The organism is Mesorhizobium sp. RSR565B (assembly GCF_054719465.1).
Map to the genome: position 1 here is coordinate 3,369,298 of NZ_JBTTIE010000001.1, position 25,374 is coordinate 3,394,671.

24 protein-coding genes and 1 tRNA gene are annotated in these 25,374 nt (G+C 62.3%); 15 read left to right on the top strand and 10 right to left on the bottom strand.

The features are described 5' to 3' along the window. Window positions 1-130 precede the first annotated feature (130 nt). Together ACYG9R_RS16425 and ACYG9R_RS16430 are read left to right on the top strand one after the other, a co-directional pair. Window positions 131-424 carry a hypothetical protein gene (locus ACYG9R_RS16425; protein WP_023704064.1) on the top strand — a complete coding sequence of 98 codons (294 nt, stop codon included), beginning with the start codon at window positions 131-133 and terminating at the stop codon, window positions 422-424. A 319-nt stretch (window positions 425-743) separates the two neighbouring features. Next, window positions 744-5,792 carry an autotransporter outer membrane beta-barrel domain-containing protein gene (locus tag ACYG9R_RS16430; RefSeq protein WP_460221839.1) on the top strand — a complete coding sequence of 1,683 codons (5,049 nt, stop codon included), beginning with the start codon at window positions 744-746 and terminating at the stop codon, window positions 5,790-5,792. A 161-nt stretch (window positions 5,793-5,953) separates the two neighbouring features. On the opposite strand, the gene ACYG9R_RS16435 is transcribed toward ACYG9R_RS16430, so the two are convergent. The 6 genes from ACYG9R_RS16435 to ACYG9R_RS16460 form a co-directional block, all read right to left on the bottom strand. Next, on the bottom strand, window positions 5,954-7,186 hold the full coding sequence (locus ACYG9R_RS16435) for a MalY/PatB family protein (RefSeq protein ID WP_050590585.1): 1,233 nt from the start codon (window positions 7,184-7,186) through the stop codon (window positions 5,954-5,956). A 49-nt stretch (window positions 7,187-7,235) separates the two neighbouring features. Further along, window positions 7,236-8,360, bottom strand: coding sequence for an amino acid ABC transporter permease (locus ACYG9R_RS16440; RefSeq protein WP_031197741.1), 1,125 nt, complete (start codon window positions 8,358-8,360; stop codon window positions 7,236-7,238). 18 nt (window positions 8,361-8,378) lie between these two features. Beyond that, on the bottom strand, window positions 8,379-9,566 hold the full coding sequence (locus ACYG9R_RS16445; RefSeq protein ID WP_023825160.1) for an amino acid ABC transporter permease: 1,188 nt from the start codon (window positions 9,564-9,566) through the stop codon (window positions 8,379-8,381). 170 nt (window positions 9,567-9,736) lie between these two features. Beyond that, window positions 9,737-10,750 (bottom strand): amino acid ABC transporter substrate-binding protein, encoded by a 1,014-nt coding sequence (locus tag ACYG9R_RS16450; RefSeq protein ID WP_023686475.1) that lies wholly within the window; start codon window positions 10,748-10,750, stop codon window positions 9,737-9,739. A 151-nt stretch (window positions 10,751-10,901) separates the two neighbouring features. Then, complete coding sequence (locus tag ACYG9R_RS16455) at window positions 10,902-11,861, bottom strand: LysR family transcriptional regulator (RefSeq protein ID WP_023686474.1); 960 nt, start codon at window positions 11,859-11,861, stop codon at window positions 10,902-10,904. A gap of 301 nt (window positions 11,862-12,162) precedes the next feature. Then, complete coding sequence (locus ACYG9R_RS16460) at window positions 12,163-12,366, bottom strand: CsbD family protein (RefSeq protein ID WP_023673385.1); 204 nt, start codon at window positions 12,364-12,366, stop codon at window positions 12,163-12,165. 101 nt (window positions 12,367-12,467) lie between these two features. Here ACYG9R_RS16460 and ACYG9R_RS16465 point away from each other — a divergent pair, with 101 nt between their 5' ends. Then, the gene (locus tag ACYG9R_RS16465) at window positions 12,468-12,662 is read left to right on the top strand and encodes a hypothetical protein (protein ID WP_155923352.1); all 195 of its coding nucleotides are present in this window, start codon (window positions 12,468-12,470) and stop codon (window positions 12,660-12,662) included. A gap of 570 nt (window positions 12,663-13,232) precedes the next feature. Here ACYG9R_RS16465 and ACYG9R_RS16470 read toward each other — a convergent pair. Continuing rightward, on the bottom strand, window positions 13,233-13,631 hold the full coding sequence (locus ACYG9R_RS16470) for a hypothetical protein (RefSeq protein ID WP_023755061.1): 399 nt from the start codon (window positions 13,629-13,631) through the stop codon (window positions 13,233-13,235). Window positions 13,632-14,139: 508 nt separating this feature from the next. Between ACYG9R_RS16470 and ACYG9R_RS16475 the strand changes: the two genes are divergently transcribed. Next, on the top strand, window positions 14,140-14,592 hold the full coding sequence (locus ACYG9R_RS16475; RefSeq protein ID WP_023683173.1) for a BA14K family protein: 453 nt from the start codon (window positions 14,140-14,142) through the stop codon (window positions 14,590-14,592). Window positions 14,593-14,824: 232 nt separating this feature from the next. Here ACYG9R_RS16475 and ACYG9R_RS16480 read toward each other — a convergent pair. Then, window positions 14,825-14,914 (bottom strand) — tRNA-Ser (locus tag ACYG9R_RS16480). A 359-nt stretch (window positions 14,915-15,273) separates the two neighbouring features. On the opposite strand from ACYG9R_RS16480, the gene ACYG9R_RS16485 reads away from it, so the two are divergent. From ACYG9R_RS16485 to ACYG9R_RS16505, 5 genes are all read left to right on the top strand, one after another. Further along, window positions 15,274-16,029, top strand: coding sequence for a hypothetical protein (locus ACYG9R_RS16485; protein WP_023825162.1), 756 nt, complete (start codon window positions 15,274-15,276; stop codon window positions 16,027-16,029). A 105-nt stretch (window positions 16,030-16,134) separates the two neighbouring features. Then, a complete protein-coding gene (locus ACYG9R_RS16490) occupies window positions 16,135-16,458 on the top strand; it encodes a hypothetical protein (protein ID WP_023825163.1) in 324 nt (107 codons plus the stop codon). A 252-nt stretch (window positions 16,459-16,710) separates the two neighbouring features. Further along, window positions 16,711-17,700 carry a BMP family lipoprotein gene (locus ACYG9R_RS16495; protein WP_023683177.1) on the top strand — a complete coding sequence of 330 codons (990 nt, stop codon included), beginning with the start codon at window positions 16,711-16,713 and terminating at the stop codon, window positions 17,698-17,700. Between the two features lie 89 nt (window positions 17,701-17,789). Continuing rightward, window positions 17,790-18,053: a hypothetical protein gene (locus tag ACYG9R_RS16500; RefSeq protein ID WP_245260154.1), complete on the top strand. Its 264-nt coding sequence runs from the start codon at window positions 17,790-17,792 to the stop codon at window positions 18,051-18,053. Continuing rightward, complete coding sequence (locus ACYG9R_RS16505; RefSeq protein ID WP_245260155.1) at window positions 18,040-18,252, top strand: GNAT family N-acetyltransferase; 213 nt, start codon at window positions 18,040-18,042, stop codon at window positions 18,250-18,252. The genes ACYG9R_RS16500 and ACYG9R_RS16505 overlap by 14 nt, the downstream gene beginning before the upstream one ends. Here ACYG9R_RS16505 and ACYG9R_RS16510 read toward each other — a convergent pair. Both ACYG9R_RS16510 and ACYG9R_RS16515 read right to left on the bottom strand, forming a co-directional pair. After that, window positions 18,247-18,633: a hypothetical protein gene (locus ACYG9R_RS16510; RefSeq protein ID WP_023825164.1), complete on the bottom strand. Its 387-nt coding sequence runs from the start codon at window positions 18,631-18,633 to the stop codon at window positions 18,247-18,249. The genes ACYG9R_RS16505 and ACYG9R_RS16510 overlap by 6 nt on opposite strands. Window positions 18,634-18,646: 13 nt before the next feature. Further along, window positions 18,647-18,853, bottom strand: a complete 207-nt coding sequence (locus tag ACYG9R_RS16515) for a SlyX family protein (protein ID WP_196813645.1) — start codon at window positions 18,851-18,853, stop codon at window positions 18,647-18,649. A 218-nt stretch (window positions 18,854-19,071) separates the two neighbouring features. Here ACYG9R_RS16515 and ACYG9R_RS16520 point away from each other — a divergent pair, with 218 nt between their 5' ends. From ACYG9R_RS16520 to deoA, 6 genes are all read left to right on the top strand, one after another. Further along, window positions 19,072-20,604 carry an ABC transporter ATP-binding protein gene (locus ACYG9R_RS16520; protein WP_023825166.1) on the top strand — a complete coding sequence of 511 codons (1,533 nt, stop codon included), beginning with the start codon at window positions 19,072-19,074 and terminating at the stop codon, window positions 20,602-20,604. Further along, window positions 20,601-21,740, top strand: coding sequence for an ABC transporter permease (locus ACYG9R_RS16525; protein WP_023804685.1), 1,140 nt, complete (start codon window positions 20,601-20,603; stop codon window positions 21,738-21,740). The genes ACYG9R_RS16520 and ACYG9R_RS16525 overlap by 4 nt, the downstream gene beginning before the upstream one ends. Before the next feature lies 1 nt (window position 21,741). After that, window positions 21,742-22,713, top strand: a complete 972-nt coding sequence (locus tag ACYG9R_RS16530; RefSeq protein WP_023671125.1) for an ABC transporter permease — start codon at window positions 21,742-21,744, stop codon at window positions 22,711-22,713. Window positions 22,714-22,822: 109 nt separating this feature from the next. Then, window positions 22,823-23,215 (top strand): cytidine deaminase, encoded by a 393-nt coding sequence (gene cdd / locus ACYG9R_RS16535; protein WP_023714063.1) that lies wholly within the window; start codon window positions 22,823-22,825, stop codon window positions 23,213-23,215. 12 nt (window positions 23,216-23,227) lie between these two features. Continuing rightward, window positions 23,228-24,046 carry a purine-nucleoside phosphorylase gene (locus ACYG9R_RS16540; RefSeq protein ID WP_023686468.1) on the top strand — a complete coding sequence of 273 codons (819 nt, stop codon included), beginning with the start codon at window positions 23,228-23,230 and terminating at the stop codon, window positions 24,044-24,046. Next, window positions 24,046-25,365, top strand: coding sequence for a thymidine phosphorylase (gene deoA / locus ACYG9R_RS16545; protein WP_023740922.1), 1,320 nt, complete (start codon window positions 24,046-24,048; stop codon window positions 25,363-25,365). The genes ACYG9R_RS16540 and deoA overlap by 1 nt, the downstream gene beginning before the upstream one ends. The last annotated feature ends 9 nt before the right edge of the window (window positions 25,366-25,374 follow it).

Sequence of the window (25,374 nt, forward strand, 5' to 3'; positions counted from 1 at the left end):
GAGCGAAAACCCCGTTTCCGCTGAAGATCGCCAGAGCCATTGCTAAAGTCGACAGAGCAAATCACCGGCAGAGGGCGCATTTCGTTGCACGGAACGGGACAGGACCGGCGTAGCCAGAGGCGAGGTAACTATGGACATCGACGAGTTCCGTGCGACCCTTCAGGGTGTAGAGCCCCCGGCGAATCTTGGGATGGCGCTCCACGCTCTATGGTGGGATAGACAGGGCGATTGGGAGCGGGCGCATGAGTGTGTGCAGGCCAACGAATCTGATCCGGCCTCTGTATGGGTTCATGCCTATCTGCACCGCAAAGAAGGCGACCTTTCTAATGCAGCCTACTGGTACCGCCGCGCCGGGCAGCCTGTGGCAACTGGCAAGCTAGACGCAGAGTGGGAGTCGATTACAGAATCACTTCTTGCAGGATAGTGAGGGTCGCCCAAGGGGCAGCCTAGCGCCTCATCGCCCCCGTAGAGGCGAAACTCACCTCCGCCCGATGGGATCGGCTGGGCCCAGGAGGTCCGAACGTTTCCGCATAAATTCATGCAGCGAGATTGTTCTCGCGATTCCGTAAGGTCTCTGTTTAATAATCTATATCTAATATTGACTATTTTCTGTCGCTCAAAAGTCGCAGACTTCATTTTACTGATCACCGTTAGCTTCTTGGTAGCTCTCGCGACTATAAACTTCTTGCGGGCGAATAGCTTTCATGCTGCCTTCGCGCACTCAGGAATCAGGGAGCTTAGGCATGGCGGAGCGGATTGCGCGTGATGGGTTTTGGGTTTTGCATCGCGCGCGCTTGCCGCAAGTCGTGTCGCTTCGCTCCGGCACTTCCGCCTTGACGATCCTAACTGTTGCCCTTGCGCTGAGCGCCGCGCCGGCTCGGGCCGATGGCGGCAATGGCAGCAGCGCAGGCGCTGGACAAGGTGGCGTTGACGGCGCGCTCGCGAGTGCCACGGGTCAGAATGCCGCCAATGGCGCGACCGCTGGTGGCGGTGGTGGCGGCATTGACCTCACGACGGGTGACGGGGCGCCAGGAGGATCGGGAGCGGTAAGTGGGACAGCCAACAACCCAAATGGCGTTGCCGGTGCCACTGGTGCTACGGGTCTGGTCATCTCGACAGACGGGACCATTGCAACCAGCATCAGCGGCGGGGCCGGCGCTTTGGGCTCCCCTGGCACGAATGGCGTCGTCAGGAGCAGCGGCGGTGGCGGTGGCGGTGTGGGCGTCAGTGCCACGGCCGACGTTACAGTCACTGGCACAGGATCGGTGAGTGGTGGCACTGGCGGCCGAGGTGGGACCAATGGCAACAGCGGCAGCGGTGGCGGCGGCGTCGGCATATTCTCGTCCGCAAACGTGTTTGTAGAGGCGGGCGGCAGCGTTACCGGCGGCACGAGTCTTTCCACAATTGGGGTCCAAGCAGGTGCTGGCGGCGGCGCAGCTGCCATCGTCCTGATGGGCGGCGGGACAATCCAGAACAGCGGGAATCTGCTCGGGGGTGCCGGTGGAAGAACAGTTCTCGGCGGCGGTGGGGACGGTGGCGCCGCTGTTCTGCTGCTTTCAGGTGGAACCGTCATCAACAAGCTAGGTGCGACGATCGTTGGCGGCAGTGGCGGTCAGGGCTCCTTGGCAGGCGGCGATGGCGCCGCAGGGATCAAGGGCGCCAACATCGCGGTCATCAATGCGGGTACGATCAGCGGCGGTGCCGTCGGCACCGGTGGCGGAACGCCGGCAGCCGGCAAAGCCATCCAGTTCACCGGCGGTGTCAATTCGCTGGAGATTCAGGCCGGCTCCACCATCACAGGCAATGTGGTCGCTTTCAGCGCCGCGGATACATTCAAGCTGGGTGGCGATATCAGCGCCAGTTTCGGTGTGTCGCAGATCGGCGCTGGCGCCAAATATGACGGGTTTGGGTTCTACGAGAAAACCGGAAACAGCACCTGGACCCTAACGGGGACGACAACTGCCGTCACGCCTTGGACCTTGTCCGGCGGGACCCTGCAAATTTCGAGTGACAACAATCTGGGCGCCCTCTCGGGCGGCTTGACCTTCGACGGCGGCACGTTGCGCACGACCACCAGCTTCGCCACCAATCGCAATGTCCTGATCAATTCGACCGGCGGGTTCGACACGGTGGCAGGCACGCAGTTGGACGTGTCAGGCCAGGTGACCGGCACCGGCACACTGGTCAAGAGCGGCGCCGGCACGCTCAACGTCAGCAATTTGTCCAACAACTATACGGGTGGCAACATCGTCAATGCAGGAACGCTTGCCGGCAACACCGTGGCGATCCGTGGCGACATCCTGGACAACGGCGCTGTCTCGTTTCTCGACCTCGGCCCCCACACCTTCGGCGGAAATATCTCCGGCTCGGGCAGCGTCGACATCGAAGGCTTCGGCACGCTGACGCTGACCGGTGCCAACACCCACAGCGGCGGCACCAAGGTCGGGACCGGCAAAAGCATCTCGGTCGCGTCGGACCAGAATCTGGGTGCCGCGACGGGCCTGCTGACACTCGACGGCGGCGAACTCGGCACGACAGCAAGCTTCGCCATGAGCCGCGATGTCAACCTCACTTCCGCCTATGGCTACTTCCGCGCGGCGGCGGGTACGACGCTGACCGCCAATGGCGAGCTGAGCGGCGTGGGCGGCGTCTACAAGGAGGGCGCCGGCACCCTGGTGCTCAAGGGCGACAGTACCTATTCCGGCCGCACCACCGTCGACAGCGGCAAGCTTATCGTCGAGGGCTCGCTCGGCAGCACCGAAACGACGGTAAACAGCGGCGGCACGCTGGGCGGCTCCGGCTCGATCGGCGGCGCGGTGATCGTCGCCGATGGCGGTGTGCTGGCGCCGGGGTCCAGCCCTGGCACGCTTACGGTCGGATCGCTCAGCCTGAGCTCCGGTTCTATGCTCGACTACGAGCTCGGCCAGGCGGGAATTGTCGGCGGCGGTGTCAACGACCTGATCGAGGTGACCGGCGCGCTGACGCTGGACGGCAGCCTCAACATCACCGATGTCGGCGGCTTCGGGCCTGGCGTCTACCGGCTCATCAATTATGGCGGCGCCCTCACCGACAATGGTCTCGAGCTCGGCAATCTGCCGGCCGGTGTCACGGCCGCCGACCTGACGGTGCAGACCTCCGTCGCCAACCAGGTCAATCTCGTCAGCAGCGTCGGCACCGACTTGCTCTTCTGGGATGGTGACGCGGCCGGCAACGCCAACAATGATCTGGTCGACGGCGGCAACGGCACGTGGACGGCGACAAGCCTGAACTGGACGACGAGCACCGGCCTGGTAACTGGCGCGATGAAGCCGCAGCCCGGCTTCGCCATCTTCCAGACGCTCGGCGGCACCGTCATCGCCGACGGCAGCGCCGGCGCGCTTGCGATTACGGGAATGCAATTCGCCGCCGATGGCTACCGCATCGAAGGCGACGCCATCACGCTTGATGGCGCTGGCGGCGAGAGCATCATTCGGGTCGGCGACGGCACGGTGGCCGGAGCAGGTTACACCGCCACCATCGCCTCCGTGCTAACCGGGACCAGCAGCCTGACCAAGACCGATGCGGGCACGCTGGTGCTGTCCGGCGCCAACACCTACACGGGCGGCACCTCCGTCCTGGGCGGCGTGCTATCTGTTTCAGCCGACAACAATCTTGGCGTTGCCGCTGGCGGCCTGACGCTCTCCGGCGGGACGCTGCGCAACACAGCGGCGTTCAGCTCGGCGCGCGACGTCACGCTTTCGTCGGCCGGCGGCACCTTCGACACTGTGGCCGACCTGACCTTGTCCGGTGCGATCTCTGGCGCTGGCAGCCTTGCCAAGACCGGCGCCGGCACGCTGACGCTTACGGGAACGAACAGCTATGGCGGCAACACGTTGGTCAGCGCTGGCACGCTGGTCGGCGATGCAACCTCGATTCGTGGCGACATCGGCAATTCCGGCACTGTCGTGTTCGACCAGGCGGCGGACGCCAGCTTCGCCGGCGATATCTCCGGCACCGGCGCAATGATGAAGGATGGCGCCGGCGTGCTGACGCTGTCAGGCACGTCGCTGCTGGACTGGACCGTCAATCAAGGCGGCCTCGTCTCGGCAGCCGAGCGCTTCGGTGGCGATGTCGCGATCGGCGCCGGCGCCTCCTTCACATTCGACCAAGTCGCCTCCGCCAGCTATGCCGGCGTGCTCTCGGGCGCCGGTACGTTCATCAAGGACGGCCAAGGCACGCTGCTGCTTGCGTTGGACAACTCAGGCTTTACCGGCGCCACTACGGTCAGCGGCGGCACGCTTGCCGCGGGCGCTGCGAACGCGTTCAGTTCCTCCTCGCAGTTTTCCGTCGCCTCGGGCGCCACGCTCGATCTTGCCGGCACGTCCCAGACGATTGCGGGGCTGAGCAACGCCGGAACGGTGCGCATCGCGGGTGGCGTCCCAGGCGACACACTTACCGTAAGCGGCGACTATGTCGGCAATAGCGGCGCCGTCGTTCTCAACGCTGCGCTCGGTGGTGACGGTTCGCCGACAGACATGCTGGTGATCGCCGGCAACACGTCAGGGACGGGTACCCTTCAGGTCGTCAATTTCGGCGGGTCGGGCGCCCAAACGGTCGGAGGCATCAAGATCGTCGACGTCGGCGGCGTCTCAAACGGCAGCTTCTCGCTCGACGGCAATTATACCTTCGAAGACGATGCAGCGGTCGTCGGGGGCGCCTACGCATACAGGCTCTACAAGAACGGCGTCAGCACACCGGCCGATGGCGATTGGTATCTGCGCTCGGCCCTGGTCAACGGCGATCCCGATCCGCAGCCGCTCTATTCGCCCGGCGTGCCTCTGTACGAGGCCTATGAAGGGGTGCTGCAGGCCTTCAATGAACTGGGCACCATGCAGCAACGCATTGGCAATCGGTCGTGGGGCGAGGGTGCTACGCCGCAAGGTGCGGACCTGCCAGGCCAGGGCTCGGTCGACGGCAAGGCGATATGGGCGCGCATCGAAGCTGCCCATGCCGAGATCAAGCCTGAGACGTCGACCTCCGGCACGAACTATGACGTGACCACCTGGAAGCTGCAGGCCGGCGTCGATGGCCTGCTGCACGAAAGCGACGCCGGTACCCTGATCGGAGGGATTACGGCCCACTACGGAACCGCGTCGTCGGACGTCTCCTCGATCTTCGGGGCAGGGTCGATCGCTGCCACCGGCTACGGCGTCGGCAGCACGCTCACCTGGTTCGGCAGCGGTGGCTTCTACGTCGACGCGCAGGCCGAGGCGACATGGTATGACAGTGACATCCGGTCGGCCACGCTGGGCACCACGCTTGCGGACGGCAACAACGGTTTCGGCTACGGGCTGAGCATCGAGACCGGACAGAAGATCGCCCTCAACGGCAACTGGTCGCTGACGCCGCAGGCCCAGCTTGCCTATTCCTCGGTCGACTTCGACGCGTTCACCGACCCGTTTGGCGCCGTCGTGTCGCCCGGCAGCAGCAACAGTCTCGTCGGCCGCCTCGGCCTCTCCGCGGACTATGAAGACCAGTGGGTGGACGATGCGGGGCAAGTCAGCCGCACGCACATTTACGGGCTCGGCAACCTTTACTACGACTTCCTCGACGGAAATGATGTCGATGTGTCTGGCACGAAACTGGTCAGCGAAAATCAGGCGCTGTGGGGTGGTGTCGGCCTTGGTGGCTCGCTGAGCTGGGCGGACGGCCGCTACGCCGTCTTCGGAGAAGGGACAGCGCGGACAAGCCTCAAGGATTTTGGCGATAGCCACGCCCTGGGCGCCAAGCTCGGGTTCGCTGTGAAATGGTAGCGGCGATCGAGATGGACATGTCGACCTTGGCTTGAGCGTCGTGTCCGGCACGGTTATGGATCCGGACTTGCGGGCCACCCGGCTCGACGGCCCTCGGACGTTTCCTTACCGGCTGCCGGCATCAAGTACCAGGCTCGCAACCGAAGCACCCTGGCGCTCGATCACAGGGATGCCAGCGCGCTGGACATGCGCTCCAGTCCTTGGCGCAACAGAGGACGCGGGCAGCCGACATTCAGGCGGATGAAGCCTTCGCCGCCAGGCCCGTAGACGCGGCCATCGTAGAGATTAACCTTGGCCCAATCGACAAAGAACTTCTGAATTCCACCCACTCGGCGATCGAGCGCGCACGCGTCCAACCACACCAGAAACGATGCGTCGGGCCGCATGGGCGTGATGCCTGGAAGGTGTTCACCGGCGAACTCGCAAACCAGATCGATGTTGCCGGCGATGTAGCGCGTGAGTTGGTCGAGCCACGGCGCGCCGCTGCTGTAAGCAACCTCCAAAGCCAGGCGGCCGAAAAAGTTCGCATTCACCATGAATGACGCCTGCATTGCGGCAAGAAGCGCCTCGCGGCGCTTTTTGCTGGCTACCGAAATGGTTGCCGAAGGAACCCCGGCAAGATTGAAAGTCTTCGTTGGAGCGGTGCAGATGAACGATTTCTCGGCAGCATCTTCCGAGATGGAGGAGAAGACGATGTGGGGGCGATCCGACAACCTTATGTCGCAGTGAATGTCGTCGGATATCACCAGGATCCCATGACGCTCGCAGATGTCGTTGAGCGCCGCCAATTCTTCGCGTGTCCAGGCCATTCCGGCAGGGTTGTGAGGATTGCACAGCAGGAATGCCTTGGCGCCGCCGGCCGCCAGTTTCTCGAAATCCTCGAGATCGAGCTCATATCTGTTGTTCTGCAGCCTCAGCCGGTTCGTAAGCAGAACGCGGCCGTTTCCCTGAACCACTTCGAAATAGGGCGAGTACACGGGCGACTGCACAATGACGCCGTCACCGGGCTTGGTGAAGGTTCGCAGTATCGCATCCACCGACGGCATGATCGCCGGCGCGGGAAGCAAGGTCTCCAGTTTCGGCGACCAGTTGTGCCGGTGCGCGAACCACGATTGCACGATCTCATAGTGGCGCGGATCGCGGCGTGTGTAGCCGTAAATGCCATGCTCCGCGGCCTCGCGCAGTCGCGCGATGACGGTTTCTGGAGCGCGGAAGTCCATATCCGCCGTCCACAGCGACAGCAGGTCCTGGCCCTCGACCTGGGGAGAGAACTCGTCCCACTGGTTGGCCCATTTGACGGATCCGAACTGCTGACGGTCGTGGATCTGGTCGAAATCTATTCCCGCGATATGTCGTTGCCCAAGCGCCGATGCGGGCGTGTCTGCACAAGCCATTTGATAGTCACCTTGCCGCGGGCATTGCTTGCGGCATCATCATCGCCTCCTAGGATTTGTGGCCACGCGCCAATTGGCGCTCCACAGATTGCGAGTAACGCGACATGCCGAAGCAAAAGCTCCAGTAGACCAGCCCCGCAAAGAGGTAGCCGGTTGATGAGATCGTCGGGCCTGCCCAGTTCGGATCGACGCGCGCCGTTTCAACGGCCTTCAGGAAATCCGCGATGCCGACGACGGCGACCAGAGTCGTGTCTTTGAACAGACCGATGAAGGTCGAGACGATGCTCGGTATGACGATCGTCAACGCCTGAGGGAGGACGATCAGGCGCATCATGTCGAAGTAGCCGATCCCGAGCGCCTTGGCCGCTTCGTGTTGGCCCTTCGGGATCGCCTGAAGGCCGGCTCTCACGACCTCGGCCATATAGGCGGACGAGAACAACGCTATCGCGATGAGCGGGCGCAACAGTCGATCAGGCGTCAGATAATCCGGGACGAAGAGCGGCATCATAAAGTTCGCCATGAACAACACTGTGATAAACGGCACGCCGCGGACGACTTCGATGAACGTGACGCAAACCGTCTTGACGAAAGGGAGTTCCGACCTGCGTCCAAGCGCCAGGATAACCCCGATCGGAAGCGAGAAGACGATGCCCACGATCGACATCAGCAACGTGATCAAGAGACCGCCCCAGAGCGTCGTATCGATGACAGGCAAATGAAGAAAGGCAACGCCGCGCACGAGAACGAACGCGGCCACGGGGTAGACGAGGAAGAACAGCAACGCCGCCACTTTGCGCCGCGGAGCCTTCGTCCACAGGAGCCAAACGATGAGGATGGCGCCGATCGCCTGCGCAAGGTCCACGCGCCACCGCTCGGAAACCGGATACGCGCCGTATCGCAGGTAGTCGAACTTCTCGGCGATGAAAGGCCAGCAAGCCCCCTGGCTGTTCGCACGGCAAGCTTCATGGCCGCCGCTCCAGACCGCGTTGAAGATCGCAAAGCTCAGGAAGTGATGCAGCAGCCACGCGGCGAGGAGGACAAAGCATATTGTCAGCGCGCCTGAAGACGGCGTCGAAAACAGGTTCTTTTTCATCCAGCTCACTGGACCCGGTCGAACGTCCGCGGGAGGCGCCATGGCTGGTATGAGCGCGCTGATCACAATTGGCGAACGCATGGACTGATCGCTCACCCGTCACCTCTCAACGATTGCAAAATGTTGGTTGCACGCGTTCATGGCCAATGACGTGGCAAGGGAGATAACGAGATAGACCGACAGGGTAATCGCCATGACCTGGACGGCGGCTCCGGTCTGGTTGAGCACCGTGCCTGCAAAGATCTGAACGAGGTCGGGATAGCCGATGAACACGGCAAGCGACGAGTTCTTGATGAGATTGAGATACTGGCTTGTCAAAGGGGGAATGATGATGCGCAGCGCCTGGGGAACGACGACCAGACGAAGCGTCTTGCCCGGCGCCAGCCCCAGCGCATGCGCAGCCTCGGTCTGGCCCTTTGGCACTGCCTGGATTCCACCTCGCACGATCTCGGCGATGTATGAACCGGTGTAGACCGACAGACCGATCAGGAGAGCGGCAAACTCCGGATAGAGCTGATGCCCGCCTTGAAAATTGAAACCCCGTAGCTGCGGGGCGACGAACGAGACCGGCTCGCCAGCCGCCAGGAAAAGGACCAACGGAAATCCTATCAAGGTCGCCAGACTGACCAGAAGCACCGGCAGCTGCCTGCCCGTCCGTCTCTGGACGCTCCTGGCGCGAAACCAGAATGCAACGCAGCAGGAAATGGCCGCAACGAATGCCAGGCCCACCAGCCCCGCTCCCGGATGCAAATGAATCTCCGGAACGATGAGGCCGCGATTGTTGAGGTAGATGCCGCCGGGAATGGCGATGGACGCCTTCGGCGAGGGCAACGGCTTGAGGACGGCGTTGTACCAGAACAGCAGCTGCAGCAATAACGGAACATTGCGCACAAGCTCGACATAGGCGGTCGCCACCTTCGAAACGATCCAGTTCGGCGACAGGCGGGCAACGCCGATGACGAAGCCAAGGAAGGTCGCAAACAGGATTGCGAGGACACTGACGTAGAGGGTGTTGACCACTCCCACCCAGAACGCCTGACCGTAGCTGGACAATGCATCGTACGGTATCAGGGTTTGATTGATGTCGAAGCCGGCAGACTCATTCCAAAAGTCGAATGAGAGCGGAATCCCCCGGACCCGCATATTCGATGCAGTCTGCATGCCGATGCCCAGGGCCAAGGCCAGCAGGCAGCCGGCGAGCAAGAGCTGGTAGAAGATGCCCCGCACCTTCGTATCGTGCAGCGACAACCTCCTGCGCGACGGCGCGGGAAGCGACAAATGGGACATGGGCTGTTCCTATCTGGTCCGTGCAAGGCGCTGACGGTAACACGCCAGCGCCTTGCAACCATGCCTTTGCCTAAAGCGCGTCGCCATTGAACGGACTCAGGCGACGCGCTTTAGGGTCTTCGTTATGCATGTCGTGTCTCAAAACCGGGGCCATTTTTGAGCGACATGCGTTAGCGGATCGGCGGAGCGTATTGAACGCCGCCTTGGTTCCAGAGCGCGTTCATGCCGCGCTCCATTTTCAGCGGCGAATCCTTGCCGACATTGCGATCAAACACTTCGCCGTAATTGCCGACCTGCTTGATCACCTCGACCGGCCAGTTATCGCCGAGCCCGATGTCCTTGCCTATGCTGCCGTCCACGCCAAGCAAGCGGCGGATGCTGGGGTTGTCCGACGATTTCATGGCATCGACGTTCTTGGAGGTGACCCCGTATTCCTCCGCGGCCACCATGACGTAGAGCGTCCACTTCGCCACATTGAGCCACTGGTCGTCACCCTGCCGCACGGCCGGGCCAAGCGGCTCCTTGGAGATCAGCTCGGGAAGAACAATGCTGTCGTCCGGCTTGGCCATGCGAAGCCGCGACGCGTTCAAGGTGGAGGTGTCTGCGGACAAGACGTCGCAACGTCCCTCCTCATAAGCCTTCACTACAGCTTCCTCGTCCGCGAAACCAACCGTCGTGTACTTGATCGACTGCGAGCGAAAATAGTCGGCAAGGTTCAACTCGGTCGTGGTGCCCTGGGTGACGCATATCGATGCGCCGTCAAGTCCCTTGGCTGACGTGATATTGTCCGCCTTGCGCACCATGAACCCCTGGCCGTCATAGAAATACGTGCCGGCAAACAGTATGCCTAGCGACGTATCGCGGGACGATGTCCAGGTTGCGTTGTGGGCGAGAATGTCGATCTCTCCCGACTGCAAGGCGGTGAAGCGATCCTTTGGCGTCAATGGGATGAACTTGACCTTTTGCGCGTCCCCGAGCACGGCAGCGGCCACGGCGCGACAATAATCGACGACAAATCCGGTCCATTTGCCTTCATTGTCGGGAAGGCTGAAGCCAGCCGTGGCCGAATTCGTGCCACAGGTCAGCACGCCATTTTTCTTGACATTATCGAGGGTTGCGGACCACGCCGAGGAGGCGGTGCACGCGATGGCGAGGGCAAGTAGGCCCTTGAACGTTGATCTCATTTCGGCATTCCCCTGTTATTGTTGAAGGGAATGTGCTCTCCAGCCCAAGTATTCGTCAAATCGATTGTTCTCATGGTGAAAATGAGCGCTGCTCATAGTTGCGAAGCACTCCAGCTGAAAAGCGGTTGAGTGGTGAAGCAGCGCGCGCGACCTATTTTACGGCCGACCCCGGTGCTCCGACGGTGCCTTGGTGTCTCTTGCTCCGCGATTCGTTGTAGATTCCCACGATGATTTCCCGGAGCCACCTGGTTCCCGGGTCATTCGCCATCTGGCGGTGAACAATAAGCCAGGCATTCACATTCGCTATCGGAAGGGGTGGCGGGACCAACGTCACCTCACTCCTCTCATCCAGCATTTGCAGGATGGCATCACCGCAATGGGTAATCAGTTCAGTGCCGCGAAGCGCCCAGGGCAGCACCGGATAGTTCGAGATGGTCGCAACGACATTGCGGCGAAGACCCATCTGTTTGAGGGCGGCATCCGCGAGGCCTTCCGCCAGGCCATCTGCGGAAATCTGGAGGTGGGAACTGGCCAGATAGGTTTCCAGCGTCATTGCGCTTCTGGCGATCTTGCTTCCGCTCCACACTGCGCAAAACAATCGGTCCTGGCCAAGCTCCACCTTCAAGAGACCTGGGTCGTCGCGTATCGCTGCTCCCGTCAGCGCGCAGTCAACTTGTCTCAGATAGACCGATGAACCGATTTCGGGTCCGTTTGCGGGAATGACGTTCAGCGTCGCGCCAGGAGCTTGCCTGGAAAATTCTCGAATGAGGCCCGGGATGAAAACCATGGCATGATAATCTGTAAGTCCAACGCGAAAGTTGCGCCGCGTCGTTGCTGGATTGAAGATCTGATGCCGGTCGATCGATGCGCGGATCGTTGCGAGTGCGGCGGAAATATTCGACAGCAGCTCAACTGCCCGGGGAGTTGGCCGCATCTCGCCGCCATCTCTGGTGAACAATTCATCCTGCAATAGATACCGAAGCTTCGACAGGGAGTGGCTTACAGCTGATTGTGTTCTGCCCAATTCGGTAGCCGCCCGCGTCACGCTCCTTTCCCGCATCATCACGTCAAAGACCCGCAATAGATTGAGGTCGATATCGTTATAATTCACGGAATTACCTCATCTGCGACCTGAGACCGCACCAGGCGGCACTAACGCGTTGGTTGCGACGGTGACAGATGGGGCACGAAGAGTGAAGACAGAGGTCCGGGGCTAAGCGCTTGAAACTCTGGCGGAACAGGTGACGACGACCGCCGCATCTCCCATTGTGGAGATCAGCGCGGCTGAAAGCCGACACGTTCCCAAAAATCGCTTGTTCAAGGCCGAGCCGAACGGCACACGGATGCCAAAACGCGAAAAGGGCGCAGTTCGTGACGGCGCCCTTTATTTGATAAGGTTCAACTGTCCTATCCTACGAGTCTTGCCGACCATACCAGTCGTCGACGTCTCGCCGCACTCGATCCTTCTCAATGCCGTAGCGTTCCTGGATCGTACCTTCGAGCTGATCGCGGTTGCCGGCTATGCGGTCGAGATCATCATCGGTGAGCTTGCCCCACTGCTCCTTGACCTTACCTTTGAATTGCTTCCAATTTCCTTCGACGCGATTCCAGTCCATAATGGCGATCTCCTTTCGTTTGTCCTTCGAACAACGGTCGTATGGCCGTTGGGTTCCGCTGCAGGAAAGTGCGCTTGCTGGTGATCTAGCAATGGAACCCGATGTCCGTCGCCCGCTTGTGTGCGCTGGCCCTTTCCGTTTTTGGGAACACAGCGGGCCTTTTGCCGTTGGGTGCGATGGAACAGCTTCGCAAGGAAATGCAGGTATTCGCCGATCCGGGCATGTGCGTCGCCCTGGCGGCAGTGCTGATGCCTTATGCGATCGGTGTCGCACTGCTGCTGCGGATAGCCGGTTGATGAACTTGCCAGCCGAAAGCGTTTGCGCAAGGCAAAACAGCCGGTCGGCCCCGCGCCTCTTTCCCCTACGCAAGAGGTGCGGGCGATGTCGCGGGCTTCAGTCCTTGTGCGGGACGATATAGCGACGGCTCACCGAATCCGCCCCTGTGCCCCGCGTGACGACAATGGTCCTGTATCCCGCGGGAACGGAACCTGTAGCCATCGGATCGATTAAACGGCATCGACCGACAATCTCTCCGTTGGGCGCGTCCGCGAGCCTCCTCGCTAGCGTCAACTGGCATGTGTCAAGGGATCCGAAAACGGCCGGTGATGTATCGAGTGGTTCGCAGACTCCCTGGCCGGGGCTGCAAGAAAGCAAAACTAGCACAGCAGCCGTTACCGGATCCATTTTTGAAGCCCCCTCCGCGAATGAGCCTCAACGCGCTATGTCGCAGTTAAGCCCGGTTGTGCCGAGCCCGGCCAGCAGGGGCAGGAAGCCATGCCCACTATATCGCGCTGCCGGAATCGCAGACGCCGGCAGCAACCAGCGAGATGACCAAGGCGCGGATGTAGAGCGGGACGAAGCTTATATCAGTGGTGGGTCTTTCGATCCGCCAGCGTAACCGCTTCGTCTATTTGTTGGCGCAGGCGGGTGAGGTCGTCCAACCGAAAATCAAGCGGCAGTTCCGCTCCACTCTCCAATCGGAGAAAGATGGCTACAGTGCCGTCCTCTTTCATGGCCAGTTGAGTGCTCGTTATAGAAATGCCCTGCAGTTTTGGTGTCATTTCGGCAGGAAGAGTGGCGACGAGCTTTCCCATCTCGGCCGAGAGGGCAGCAATTGCCAAAGGAACACATTGTGCGGAGAAATCGAGTTGGAATCTCTTTGTGTCGATTGATCCAAATGTGACCGACACCGTGCCTAAGGCGGCGTCGATCCCAGATGCTAAAACTACATCCAGAACCGGAGCTTTCATAACCGTGTCCGCCATGGCGTTCCCCCGCTTTGTTGAATCGCAGCAAATCATCATCCCTGCGCCGGCACAAGGACACGCCCAACGCTCCCCGCCAACCATGGGATCTACGCCTTGTCGACAAGTCGCGTCTTCCGCTTCGGCGCTACGTAGCTCTCCACTAAGCGAGCGTGAAATTCGAACTCGGCGCAATGATAACCCACAAAGACCAAATCTTGCCGTCTATGGTTATGGGACGGTTTAGGACCAGCAAGGTCCGCGGGATTTGCGGCGTGGGATCCTTCATGGACGTGGATCCCAATCGGGATAGATCTTGGCGGACAGCCTAAAGCCGATCGATGACGAGGCATGGGCGGATTGCATTCTGACTCCGGAGATGGTTGCGAAGCTCTCCGCCTAACCGCTCCGCATCGCAAACGACAGAACCCCGCCAAGTGTGGGGTTTTGTTGTGGCAGGCGGGCGGAACCGGAACGCTCTTAAACCGTTTAAAGCCCATAAGGGACGGCAACGGAAAGATAGAAGATCATGAATAAGATTGTATCGGGTATGCTGGCGGCCACGCTGTCAGTTTCGTTCGCGGCCACCGCCGCTGTGCCTGCAGGTGCAGCGCAAATGTTCACGCCGCAGGCGCCTTCGGCGTCGTCCGATGTGCAGGCGGTGGACTACAAGCCGTGGATGAAGCATCGCGGCGATCGCAATTTCTCGCGCTACAACAATGACGGCCCCTACTGGAACGGCCATCGCGGCTCGCGCCATTACCGACACGGCTATCGCCGCCACGGCGATTTCTGGTTCCCCGCCGGAGCATTCATTGCCGGCGCCCTGATTACCGGCGCGCTCAACAACAACCATCGCGTCTACCGGGGTGGCGATTCGCATGTGCAGTGGTGCTACGATCATTACCGCAGCTACCGCGCCTCGGACAACACCTACCAGCCGAACTACGGCCCTCGTCGGGAGTGCAATTCTCCCTACTGAGATTTTTGACCGAAATGAGAACCCCGCTTCGGCGGGGTTTTTCTTTGTGTGAGGCGTGACGGCGAATTAGGGTTACGAGACCCGACATCGCTGTGAGGGACAAACAAATGCTCCGCCGCCACGAGACTCAAGATATCCGGCTGGGCAAGGTTCCGAAGAGTTGCTACCGTCGAGTTTCCCCGGTTATGGCAGATCGATAAATAGTCAAAAAATACAATAAAATCAACGGCGATGGCGGAGAGAGCGGGATTCGAACCCGCGTTACGGTCTCCCGTAAACACACTTTCCAGGCGTGCGCCTTCAACCACTCGGCCACCTCTCCGTCCTTGCATTCGCGCCGGCCGGTTTTGCCACGCGGGTTGGGGAGATGCATCCCTTTGGGATTTGCGGGAAGACCCGCTTGATGGACACCGCCAACCAGCGGATGCCCTTCCCGGCGCCCGTCAATCAAACAGGCGCGGGGCTCATCTAGTCGATCCGGCGCCGAATGCCAAGCCATAACGGCAGTCTATTCGCTTTGCCGTCCACGCATCGTTTCGCGGGGCGTTGAACGCCTCCGCTTCTAAGGCGCTTCGGTTCTGAATGGTGTGCACGGGCAAGGCGGCAGGGCCGGCCGTGCTTGACTTCGCCCCTCGCCACCTGTCGAGTGCGGCGGAGGCTTTGCGGGGGCAACGTCCAGACATGACATCGAGCAATGAACAGCCGGCCAGCGGAACGCCGGCCGGAGGCATGCCAGGCGGGCTGACGCCCGCAGGGCGTCCGGACAGCGGGCTGTCCTTCGTGCCCGTGGTCTGGCTCCTCTTCGTCATGGCATGGTCGGTCTACTGGCTGGTCTCGGCGCGGTGGCTGTTCGAGAGTTCCGGCCTGCCGGACAGGGTCTTCTATTTCGTGCTTGGCGGACTGGCCTTCGACATCGTCACCATCGTGTGGGGGCTTTATCTGCTCGGCCTCGCCTTAAGCCGTTCCGCGCGCTTTCCGCGTCATTTCACCATCTGGCAGATCACCACCATCGCCTGGCGGCTGGCCGAGCAGGTCTATGCGCTGACCGTGGCCGATTTCACCGTCTCCGCCAGGGAGCTTGCGATCGCCGCCACCGAAATCGTCATCGGCCTTTTTTGCATTTACTTGCTGCGCCGCCGCGACGAGGCCAAGGCCTTTTATGCAAGGCCGGAAGCGCAGGCACCGTCAGCCTTTAGTTCGATCGTCGCCGCCCTGGCCGGCATCATCCTCGGCGCCGTCGTCGGCACTGTCGCCGGCTTCGCGCTCGGCGCGGGGATCGCCGAAGCCACCGACATCAGCTGTTTCGAAGGCGGCTGCGGCTACTTCGCGGTGTTCATCGGCCTTGCCGGGCTGGTGGTCGGGGCCATTGGCGGCGGCGTCCTCGGCGTCTGGCTCGTCCATCGGCGGAGCCGAAAAGTGGCCATAGGCGGGCGATAGGCTTCAAATTCGCGTATGGCGATTGCACGCCGGGCGTGCGCATTCTATTCCTCGCCTTTGACCGGAAGGTCCTCGGGAGGAACTTGAGGACCGGGGAAGATTTCGATGCTGCGTTTTTTGTTTCGCCTCGCGGCCATGGTCGCACTCTCGGTCGCCGTCATCATGGCCGTGCTCGACGCGACGCGCTCGGTGGCGGCTTCCGCATTGGTCATGACGCCGCTGAATTCGAGCTGGCTGGCGGTTTCGCCCGACACCCGCGCGGGCTTCGAGACCTTCGTGCGCGCCAAGGTCAATCCGATGATATGGGATGGCGGCATCGCCTGGGTGCTTGCCCAGCCCGGGTTTGCCGTGTTCGCGGTGCTTGCCTTCATCCTCTATGCGATCGGCTACCGGCGCCGGCGGCGCGGCGGAGAATTCGCGCCGGGCTGATGGGTTGTCCCAGCGGACTTGCGACGACAATGTGGCAATCGCCCACAGCTGTCACCGTCTTGGGCATGTTTTTCCAACGGGGGGCATGCTTTTCCAAAAGGTCAAAATTCCGCGTGAATTTTGTTTCGGGCCGTGCCAGATTGCCTTGAGCGGGAGGGGAGTACACTCCTGGCTGATGCCGCATGCCTGCCGGAGAACCGGGCAGGCGGACGGCGCGTAACGGAAAAAAATAACCGACAGGGTGTGGATCACATGAAACGTATCGTTCTCGGCCTCCTGGCCGCAACCGCAATGGTTCTTCCGGCTTTCGCCGCGGATGTCCAGCCGGCCATCCTCTACGATCTCGGCGGCAAATTCGACAAATCCTTCAACGAGGCTGCCTATCACGGCGCCGAGAAGTTCAAGACCGAGACCGGCACCGCCTATGTCGAGTTCGAAGTTTCGAACGCCTCGCAACGCGAGCAGGCGCTGCGCCGCTTCGCCGAGGACGGCCGCAACCCGATCGTCATGGCCGGCTTTGCCTGGGAGGATGCGCTGAAGGTGGTCGCGAAGGAATATCCCGATCTCAACTTCGCCATCATCGACGATGCCGTCGATATGCCCAATGTCCGCTCGCTTGTGTTCAAGGAAAACGAAGGCTCCTATCTCGTCGGCATCCTGGCGGCGATGGCCTCGAAGTCCAAGAAGGTCTCCTTCATCGGCGGCATGGACATTCCGCTGATCCGCAAGTTCGAATGCGGCTATGTCGGCGGCGCCAAGGCGGCCGGTGCGACCGACGTCATCCAGAACATGACCGGCGACACGCCGGCGGCGTGGAACGACCCGGCCAAGGGCGGCGAGATCGCCAAGACGCAGATCGACCAGGGCTCCGACGTGGTCTATGCCGCGGCCGGCGGCACCGGTGTCGGCGTGCTGCAGGCGGCGGCGGATGCCGGCAAGCTCGGCATCGGCGTCGATTCCAACCAGAACGGCCTGCAGCCCGGCAAGGTGCTGACCTCGATGCTGAAGCGCGTCGACGTGGCCGTCTACACCGCCTTCATGGACGGCAAGAACGGCACCTTCAAAGGCGGCCTGCAAAATCTCGGCCTCAAGGAAGGCGGTGTCGACTACGCCATGGACGACAACAACAAGGCGCTGGTCACCGACGAGATGAAGGCTGCCGTCGAAAAGGCCAAGGCCGACATCATCGCCGGCACGATCCAGGTGCACGACTATACCGCCGACAACGCCTGCCCGTATTGATCTGTATCCATTAGAGTTGAAACCGCCGGGCGAGAGTCCGGCGGTTTTGTTTTTGGGTTTTGACGGGGGCCGCAACTTGAGAGGCGAGAGTGAAGCCGACCATCGGACCGATGACCGAACGCGATGTTGATGCAGTGGCGCGACTGCGCATCGCCGCCTTTTTCGAGGGCAGCGCAAGAACGCTGAATGAGGACGTCGCCGGGCTTCGCGAGTTGCTCAATGGAGATGGCTTCGAGGCGGCGCTTGTGGCGCGGATAGGGGAGGTCCCGGTCGGGACCTGCCTGCTGGTTCGCCACGAAATTGAACCCGCGCATGAGCTGACGCCTTTGGCTGGCGGGATTGGTCGTCGATAGCGACCACCGCGGCAAAGGGATCGGCCGCGCGCTGGTTGCAGCCATCGAAGCGCATGCAACCGCGATCGGTGTGGAGAGGACCTACCTCTATACGTGGGTGGCGCGAGACTTCTATGCCGGGCTCGGTTGGGCAGTGGTCGAGTCGTTTGAGCAGGACGGCTACCCGATGCTGCTGATGTCGCGCGAACTCGGCCTATAGCTGTCCGACGAGATAACCCAGCGCGAATACCATGATCAGCGCGATGGCGATGACGGCGCCGCGTCGGCCACCGAGCGAATGCACGCCGACGCCATAGGGCTTCCGCTCCAGTCTGCCGATCACCGGCTTCGCTTCGTCCTGGCCAACCACACGCATCTGCGGCAGTTCGGCGATGCGTTGCGAGATCAGCCGCCAGCGATCGCTGCCGCCCGATGGCGCACCACGGTCGAGGACATGCATGCGCTCGGCCAGCCGCATCACCGTGTCGCGGAAGGCGGGATCGATCTCCAGGTCGCGCTCGGCACGCTCGCGGTCGCGATCGTTCATCAGGCCAAGCACATAGTCGCCCGCCCGCGCAACGCGATCGCTTTCACCGGCCATCGGCTTCTCCTTGCTACCAGTGCGGCGGTTTGGTTATCGGCACTTCGGGGGCCGACTGTTCCTCCAGCGCCATGAAGCGCCCGGTCAGCGCATCGAGCTTGCGCTGCATGCGCTCGATCGCCGTCCACTGTTCGGCGATCTGGCCCGACAGTTCCTCGATGGTCTTTTCCTGTTCAGCGGCGCGGATTTCCAGCGTCGTCAGCCGGTCGACAGGCATGATCATTCGAAACTCCCCAGGTCCTGGTGCACGCAGTTGCAGCATGATGCGACTGTTGAGCCTTGCATATTAGTGAATGTGAAGGTCTGCGGCCACGTTCGAAATTGACAAGCGCACCGGGATTTGTCGAGAGTGGCCACTGCGCCGCCAATTGGCACGGGTGGGGCATCATGCTAGGCGTTTTGACCAAGCGATAAAAAAATAAGAGTGGGACAGGCTGCATGGCGCAAGCCGCAATCGAACTGATCGGCATCAACAAGAGTTTTGGCGCCGTTCGCGCCAATCGCGACATCAATCTGGAGATCGCACGCGGCACCATCCACGGCATCGTCGGCGAGAACGGCGCCGGCAAGTCGACGCTGATGTCGATCCTCTACGGCTTCTACCAGGCCGACAGCGGCGAGATCCGTGTCGGCGGCAAGCCGGCGTCGATCAAGACCTCCAACGACGCCATCGCGCTCGGCATCGGCATGGTGCACCAGCACTTCATGCTGGTCGACAATTTCACCGTGCTGGAAAACATCATCCTCGGCGCCGAAAGCGATGCGCTGTTGAAAAAGAGCATCGCCAAGGCGCGCTCCGAACTGGAGCGGCTCGAGCGCGAATACGGACTGGAAGTCGACCCCGACGCCATCATCGAGGAATTGCCGGTCGGCCTGCAGCAGCGTGTCGAAATCCTGAAGGCGCTTTATCGCGGCGCCGAAATCCTGATTCTCGACGAGCCGACGGGCGTGTTGACGCCGGCCGAGGCCGACCATCTGTTCCGCATCCTCAGGCAATTGAAGGACCAGGGGAAAACGGTGGTGCTGATCACCCACAAGCTGCGCGAGATCATGGCCATCACCGACAATGTCTCGGTCATGCGCCAGGGCACGATGGTGGCGACGCGCGAGACCAGCAAGACGACAGTCGGCGAACTGGCCGAACTGATGGTCGGGCGGCGCGTGCTGCTGCGGGTCGAAAAGGGCGAGACGGAGGCCGGCGCGGTCAAGCTCGCGGTCAAGAACCTGACGGTTAAAGACCAGCGCGGCGTCACCATGGTCGACGACATCTCCTTCGATATCCGCGCCGGCGAGATCGTCGGCATTGCCGGTGTCGCCGGCAACGGCCAGTCCGAACTGCTCGAGGCGATTTCCGGCATCAGGCGCGCGGTTTCCGGCTCGGTGATGCTCGATGGCAAGCCGATCGACCTGACCGGGGCCGCCGATCCCGGCGAGTTGCGCGACCGTGGGCTCGCCCATGTGCCGGAGGACCGCCATCATGTCGGCCTGGTGCTGGCCTTCGAGGAGAACGAGAATTCGATCCTCGGCTACCATGACGACCCGCGCTACCTGAAAGGGCCGTTCCTCAACATCGACGCCATCATGGCTGATGCCAAGGACAAGATCGAGAAATACGACATCCGTCCCGGCAATCCGCGTCTGAAAACGGCGAATTTCTCCGGCGGCAACCAGCAGAAGATCGTGCTGGCGCGAGAAATGGAGCAGGACCCCGGTGTTCTGATCGTCGGCCAGCCGACACGCGGCGTCGATGTCGGCGCCATAGAATTCATCCACAAGCGGCTGATTGCCATGCGCGACCAGGGCAAGGCGGTGCTGGTGGTGTCGGTCGAGCTCGACGAGATCCGTTCGCTGTCCGACCGTATCCTGGTGATGTTTGCCGGCCGCATCGTCGGCGAGCGCGGCCCGGAGGCGACCGAAGGCGAGCTTGGCCTGCTGATGGCCGGTGTCGAGCGCCAGGAGGCGGCGCAATGAGCACGCCTTACGCAAAATTGCCGGCCTGGGCCGATTATGGGCTGATCCCGCTGATCAACCTGTCGGTGGCCTTCATCGTTGCCGGCTTCGTCGTCATGCTCGTGGGCGAAAACCCATTTCGCGCCGCCGTCATCCTGGTCGAAGGCGCCTTCGGCAAGGGAACCGGCATTGCCTTCACCCTTTTCTACGCCACCACCTTCATCTTCACCGGCCTGTCGGTGGCGGTGGCCGCGCATTGCGGCCTGTTCAACATCGGCACCGAGGGCCAGGCCTATATTGCCGGCCTCGGCGTGGCGGTGGTCTGCCTTGCCTTCGACAGTGTGCTGCCATGGTGGCTGACCTTTCCGCTGGCGATCGCCGCCGGGGCCGCGGTCGGCGCGCTGTGGGCGCTGATCCCGGCCTATCTGCAGGCCAAGCGCGGCTCGCACATCGTCATCACCACCATCATGTTCAATTTCATCGCCGCGTCGATCATGGTCTATCTCCTGGTCGGGCCGTTGAAGCCGGCGGCCTCGCAAGCGCCGCAGACGCGCAACTTCCTCGACGGGGCCGAGCTGCCCAAGCTCAACTGGATCATCGAACTGTTCGGCGCCAAGATCCGCTCGGCGCCGTTCAATATCTGCTTCCTGCTGGCGCTGGTCATGGCCTTCCTGGTCTGGCTGCTGATCTGGCGCACCAAGCTCGGCTATGAGATGCGCACCTACGGGCACAGTCCGAAGGCGGCGCGCTATGCCGGCATTTCGGAGACCCGCATCATCATCATCGCGATGATGATCTCGGGCGCGCTGGCGGGCATGATGACGCTGAACCCGGTGATGGGCGACCAGCACAATGTGGCAATCGACTTCGTCTCCGGCGCCGGCTTCGTCGGCATCGCCGTAGCGCTGATGGGCCGGCTGCATCCGGTCGGCATCGTGCTGGCGGCGATCCTGTTTGGCATGCTCTACCAGGGCGGTGCAGAACTTGCCTTCGAGATGCCAGCGATTTCCCGCGACATGATCGTCATCATCCAGGGCCTGGTCATCCTGTTTGCCGGTGCGCTAGAGCACATGTTCCGGCCCTATGTGCAGGCGCTGTTCGCTTCGTTCAGTCCAAGGTCGGTCGGCATGGAAGCGGTCAAAGGGAAGGGCGCCTGAGATGGATGTGTTCATCGCCATCGTGCAGATCCTGGACTCGACCATACGCCTGTCGGTACCCTTGCTGCTCGCTTGCCTCGCCGGCCTCTATTCTGAACGCGCTGGCGTCTTCGACATCGGGCTGGAAGGCAAGATGCTGGTCGGCGCCTTCGCCGGTGCGGCCGCAGCTTCGGTCTTCCATTCGGCCTTCCTCGGTCTCGGCATGGCGATCGTGATGTCGGTCGCCTTTGCCCTGGTGCACGGCTTCGCCTCGATCACCCACCGCGGCAACCAGATCGTTTCCGGCGTGGCGATCAACTTCGTCGCCGCCGGGTCGACAATCATTCTGGGCCAGGCCTGGTTCCAGCAAGGCGGGCGAACGCCGGCGCTGCAGCCGGGCGAGCGCTTCGAGGCCATCACTCTGCCAGGTGCTGCCGCCATCCACGACGTGCCGATTATAGGGCCGATCTATTCCGAGCTTTTGTCCGGCCATTCGATCCTGGTCTATCTCGCTTTCGCCATGGTGCCGTTCACCTGGTGGGTGCTGTTTCGCACCCGCTTTGGCCTCAGGCTGCGCGCCGTCGGCGAGAACCCGGCCGCCGTCGACACCGCCGGCATCTCGGTCGCCTGGCTGCGCTACCGGGCGCTGATCTGCACCGGTATCCTCACCGGCATCGCCGGCGCCTACCTGTCGATGGTGCAGAATGGCGGCTTCGTGAAGGATATGACCGCCGGCAAGGGCTACATTGCGCTGGCGGCGCTGATCTTTGCCAAATGGCGACCGGTGAACGCCATGTTCGCCTGTCTTCTGTTCGGCTTCCTCGACGCGGCGGCGATCCGCCTGCAGGGTTCGCCATTGCCGTTGATCGGCAAGGTGCCGGTGCAGTTCATGCAGGCGCTGCCCTATGTGCTGACCGTGATCCTGCTTGCCGGCTTCATCGGCAAGGCGATCCCGCCGCGCGCCGGCGGCGTGCCTTATGTCAAGGAACGTTGATCCGGGCGCGCCCAGGAGCACTGTGTCGAACATGCGGCTGGTGCTCGAAAGGCGCCAGGAAAACGCAAAGCGCCGGGTTTTGACCACGATCGTCGGAGAGAACGTCTAGATGTCGCATGATCTGTTCGAAGCCGCGCAGGAGGCCATGGCCAAGGCCTACGCGCCCTATTCGAAGTTTCCGGTGGGTGCGGCGTTGCGCACCGAAGACGGCCGTGTCTTCACCGGCGCCAACATCGAGGTCGCGTCCTATCCGGAAGGCTGGTGCGCCGAGACCACGGCGCTCGGCCATTACATCATGGGCGGCGGCGGCAAGATCGTCGAGGTCGCCGTCATTGCCTCGCGCATGGCCAAATGCTCGCCCTGTGGCGGCTGCCGGCAAAGGCTGGCGGAATTCTGCCGGCCGGACACAAAGCTCTATCTTTGCGACAACACCGGCGTGGTCGAGACCGTGACCATGGGCGACATGCTGCCCTACGGGTTTCGTGGCGACATTTTGAAGTGAGAGTTGGCTGATATGAAGGAAGCTCTGGACCACCTCGTTGAAAGGCTGGACGGGTTGGCGCCGACAACGGCGATGGTGCTGGGGTCGGGCCTTGGCGGGCTTGTCGACCAGGTCGAAAATGCCGTGCGCATCTCTTATGCCGACCTGCCGGGTTTCCCCCGCAGCGGGGTGACTGGCCATGCCGGCGAGGTGGTCGCGGGGCTTTTCGCCGGCACGCCGGTGCTGATGCTGTCCGGCCGCGCCCATTATTACGAGCACGGCGTTGCTGCGGCGATGCGGCCGGCGCTGGAGGTGCTTGCCGGCATCGGCATCACCAAGCTGATCCTTACCAATGCCGCCGGCTCGGTCGATCCCGACATGCTGCCTGGATCGGTGATGCTGATCACCGATCACATCAATTTCTCCGGCTCCAACCCGCTGATCGGCGAGCCGAGCGACCGCCGCTTCGTCGGCCTGACCGAAGCCTATGATGCCGGCTTGCGCGCGGCGATCGAACGGGCGGCGAAGGCGACAGGGACGGCGCTGCACAAGGGCGTCTATATGTGGTTTTCCGGTCCGTGTTTCGAAACCCCTGCTGAAATCCGCATGGCCCGCGTCATGGGCGCCAATGCGGTAGGGATGTCGACCGTGCCGGAGGTCATTCTCGCCCGCTTCCTTGGGCTTCGCGTAGCCGCCTGTTCGGTGATCACCAATCTCGCCGCCGGGATGACCGGGGCGGAACTGTCGCACCAGGAGACCAAGGACATGGCGCCGATCGGCGGCGCACGGCTGGCGACGATCCTTGCGCATGTGTTCCAGGATGGGTTGCCGGAGCCGAAGGGCGCTGCCTGATGCTTCCGCAGGAAATCATCCGCCGCAAGCGCGACGGCCAGAAACTGTCCCCGCAGGAGATTTCGGCCTTCGTCGCGGGCGTGACTTCGGGCAGCGTCTCGGACGGCCAGGTCGGCGCCTTCGCCATGGCCGTGTTCTTCAACGGCATGAACCGCGACGAGGCGGTGGCGCTGACGCTCGCCATGCGCGATTCCGGCGATGTGCTCGACTGGTCGGACCTGCCGGGTCCGGTCACCGACAAACATTCGACCGGCGGCGTCGGCGACAATGTCTCGCTGATGCTGGCGCCGATCGTCGCCGCTTGCGGCGCCTATGTGCCGATGATCTCCGGCAGGGGCCTTGGGCATACCGGCGGCACGCTGGACAAAATGGATGCCATCCCAGGCTATATCAGCCAGCCGGATATCGCGCGCTTCCGCAAGACCGTGCTCGAGACCGGCTGTGCCATCATCGGCCAGACCGCCGATCTCGCGCCCGCCGACCGTCGCCTCTATGCGATCCGCGATGTGACCGGAACGGTGGAATCGGTGCCGCTGATCACTGCCTCTATCCTGTCGAAGAAACTGGCGGCCGGCCTGCAGTCGCTGGTGCTCGACGTCAAGGTCGGCAATGGCGCCTTCATGGAGAAGTCGCGCGACGCGACAGCACTTGCCAACAGCCTGGTCGAGATCGCCAACGGCGCCGGCCTGAAGGCCTCGGCGCTGGTCACCGGCATGAACGAGCCGCTGGCGTCGGCGGCCGGCAACGCGGTCGAGGTTCGCAACGCCGTCGATTTCCTCACCGGGAGGCTCCGCGACAAGCGACTGGAGGATGTGACGCTGGCGCTGGCCGCCGAGATGCTGCAATCGGCAGGGCTGGCGTCGTCCAATCAGGACGGTCTCAGGCGCGCGGCCGAGACGCTGGCCGGCGGCCGCGCGGCGGCCGCCTTCGCACGTATGGTCGCAGCCCTTGGCGGTCCCGCCGATTTCGTCGAGAAGCCGGAAAAATACCTGCCGAAAGCGGCGGTGGAGTTTGCGGTCAAGGCGGCAGGCAACGGCTTTGCCACCGGCATTGCCACCCGCGATATCGGCCTTGCCGTGGTCGGGCTCGGTGGCGGGCGTACGCGGCCGGACGACAGGATCGACCATGCGGTCGGCATCACCAGGCTGCTGCCGCTCGGCGCCGAGGTGCGGACCGGCGAGCCGCTGGCGCTCGTCCACGCCCGCACGCAAGCGGAGGCCGAAGCGGCCGCAGCCGCCGTGCTTTCGGCCTATACGATCGGGGCGTCGAAACCAGCCGCCGACAAGACTGTCATCCGGCGCGTGCTGCCGCGCGGGTAGCGGAAGGCG

What these genes read in the sequence shown, in the direction of transcription:
- ACYG9R_RS16430 (WP_460221839.1), top strand. Translation starts at nt 744, where the DNA reads ATGGCGGAGCGGATTGCGCGTGATGGGTTTTGGGTTTTGCATCGCGCG.
- ACYG9R_RS16475 (WP_023683173.1), top strand. Translation starts at nt 14,140, where the DNA reads ATGAATAAGATTGTATCGGGTATGCTGGCGGCCACGCTGTCAGTTTCG.
- ACYG9R_RS16530 (WP_023671125.1), top strand. Translation starts at nt 21,742, where the DNA reads ATGGATGTGTTCATCGCCATCGTGCAGATCCTGGACTCGACCATACGC.
- ACYG9R_RS16520 (WP_023825166.1), top strand. Translation starts at nt 19,072, where the DNA reads ATGGCGCAAGCCGCAATCGAACTGATCGGCATCAACAAGAGTTTTGGC.
- ACYG9R_RS16490 (WP_023825163.1), top strand. Translation starts at nt 16,135, where the DNA reads ATGCTGCGTTTTTTGTTTCGCCTCGCGGCCATGGTCGCACTCTCGGTC.
- ACYG9R_RS16495 (WP_023683177.1), top strand. Translation starts at nt 16,711, where the DNA reads ATGAAACGTATCGTTCTCGGCCTCCTGGCCGCAACCGCAATGGTTCTT.
- ACYG9R_RS16510 (WP_023825164.1), bottom strand. Translation starts at nt 18,633, where the DNA reads ATGGCCGGTGAAAGCGATCGCGTTGCGCGGGCGGGCGACTATGTGCTT.
- ACYG9R_RS16525 (WP_023804685.1), top strand. Translation starts at nt 20,601, where the DNA reads ATGAGCACGCCTTACGCAAAATTGCCGGCCTGGGCCGATTATGGGCTG.
- ACYG9R_RS16450 (WP_023686475.1), bottom strand. Translation starts at nt 10,750, where the DNA reads ATGAGATCAACGTTCAAGGGCCTACTTGCCCTCGCCATCGCGTGCACC.
- ACYG9R_RS16465 (WP_155923352.1), top strand. Translation starts at nt 12,468, where the DNA reads ATGTCCGTCGCCCGCTTGTGTGCGCTGGCCCTTTCCGTTTTTGGGAAC.
- ACYG9R_RS16540 (WP_023686468.1), top strand. Translation starts at nt 23,228, where the DNA reads ATGAAGGAAGCTCTGGACCACCTCGTTGAAAGGCTGGACGGGTTGGCG.
- ACYG9R_RS16485 (WP_023825162.1), top strand. Translation starts at nt 15,274, where the DNA reads ATGACATCGAGCAATGAACAGCCGGCCAGCGGAACGCCGGCCGGAGGC.
- ACYG9R_RS16435 (WP_050590585.1), bottom strand. Translation starts at nt 7,186, where the DNA reads ATGGCTTGTGCAGACACGCCCGCATCGGCGCTTGGGCAACGACATATC.
- deoA (WP_023740922.1), top strand. Translation starts at nt 24,046, where the DNA reads ATGCTTCCGCAGGAAATCATCCGCCGCAAGCGCGACGGCCAGAAACTG.
- ACYG9R_RS16470 (WP_023755061.1), bottom strand. Translation starts at nt 13,631, where the DNA reads ATGGCGGACACGGTTATGAAAGCTCCGGTTCTGGATGTAGTTTTAGCA.
- ACYG9R_RS16425 (WP_023704064.1), top strand. Translation starts at nt 131, where the DNA reads ATGGACATCGACGAGTTCCGTGCGACCCTTCAGGGTGTAGAGCCCCCG.
- cdd (WP_023714063.1), top strand. Translation starts at nt 22,823, where the DNA reads ATGTCGCATGATCTGTTCGAAGCCGCGCAGGAGGCCATGGCCAAGGCC.
- ACYG9R_RS16445 (WP_023825160.1), bottom strand. Translation starts at nt 9,566, where the DNA reads ATGTCCCATTTGTCGCTTCCCGCGCCGTCGCGCAGGAGGTTGTCGCTG.
- ACYG9R_RS16440 (WP_031197741.1), bottom strand. Translation starts at nt 8,360, where the DNA reads ATGCGTTCGCCAATTGTGATCAGCGCGCTCATACCAGCCATGGCGCCT.
- ACYG9R_RS16460 (WP_023673385.1), bottom strand. Translation starts at nt 12,366, where the DNA reads ATGGACTGGAATCGCGTCGAAGGAAATTGGAAGCAATTCAAAGGTAAG.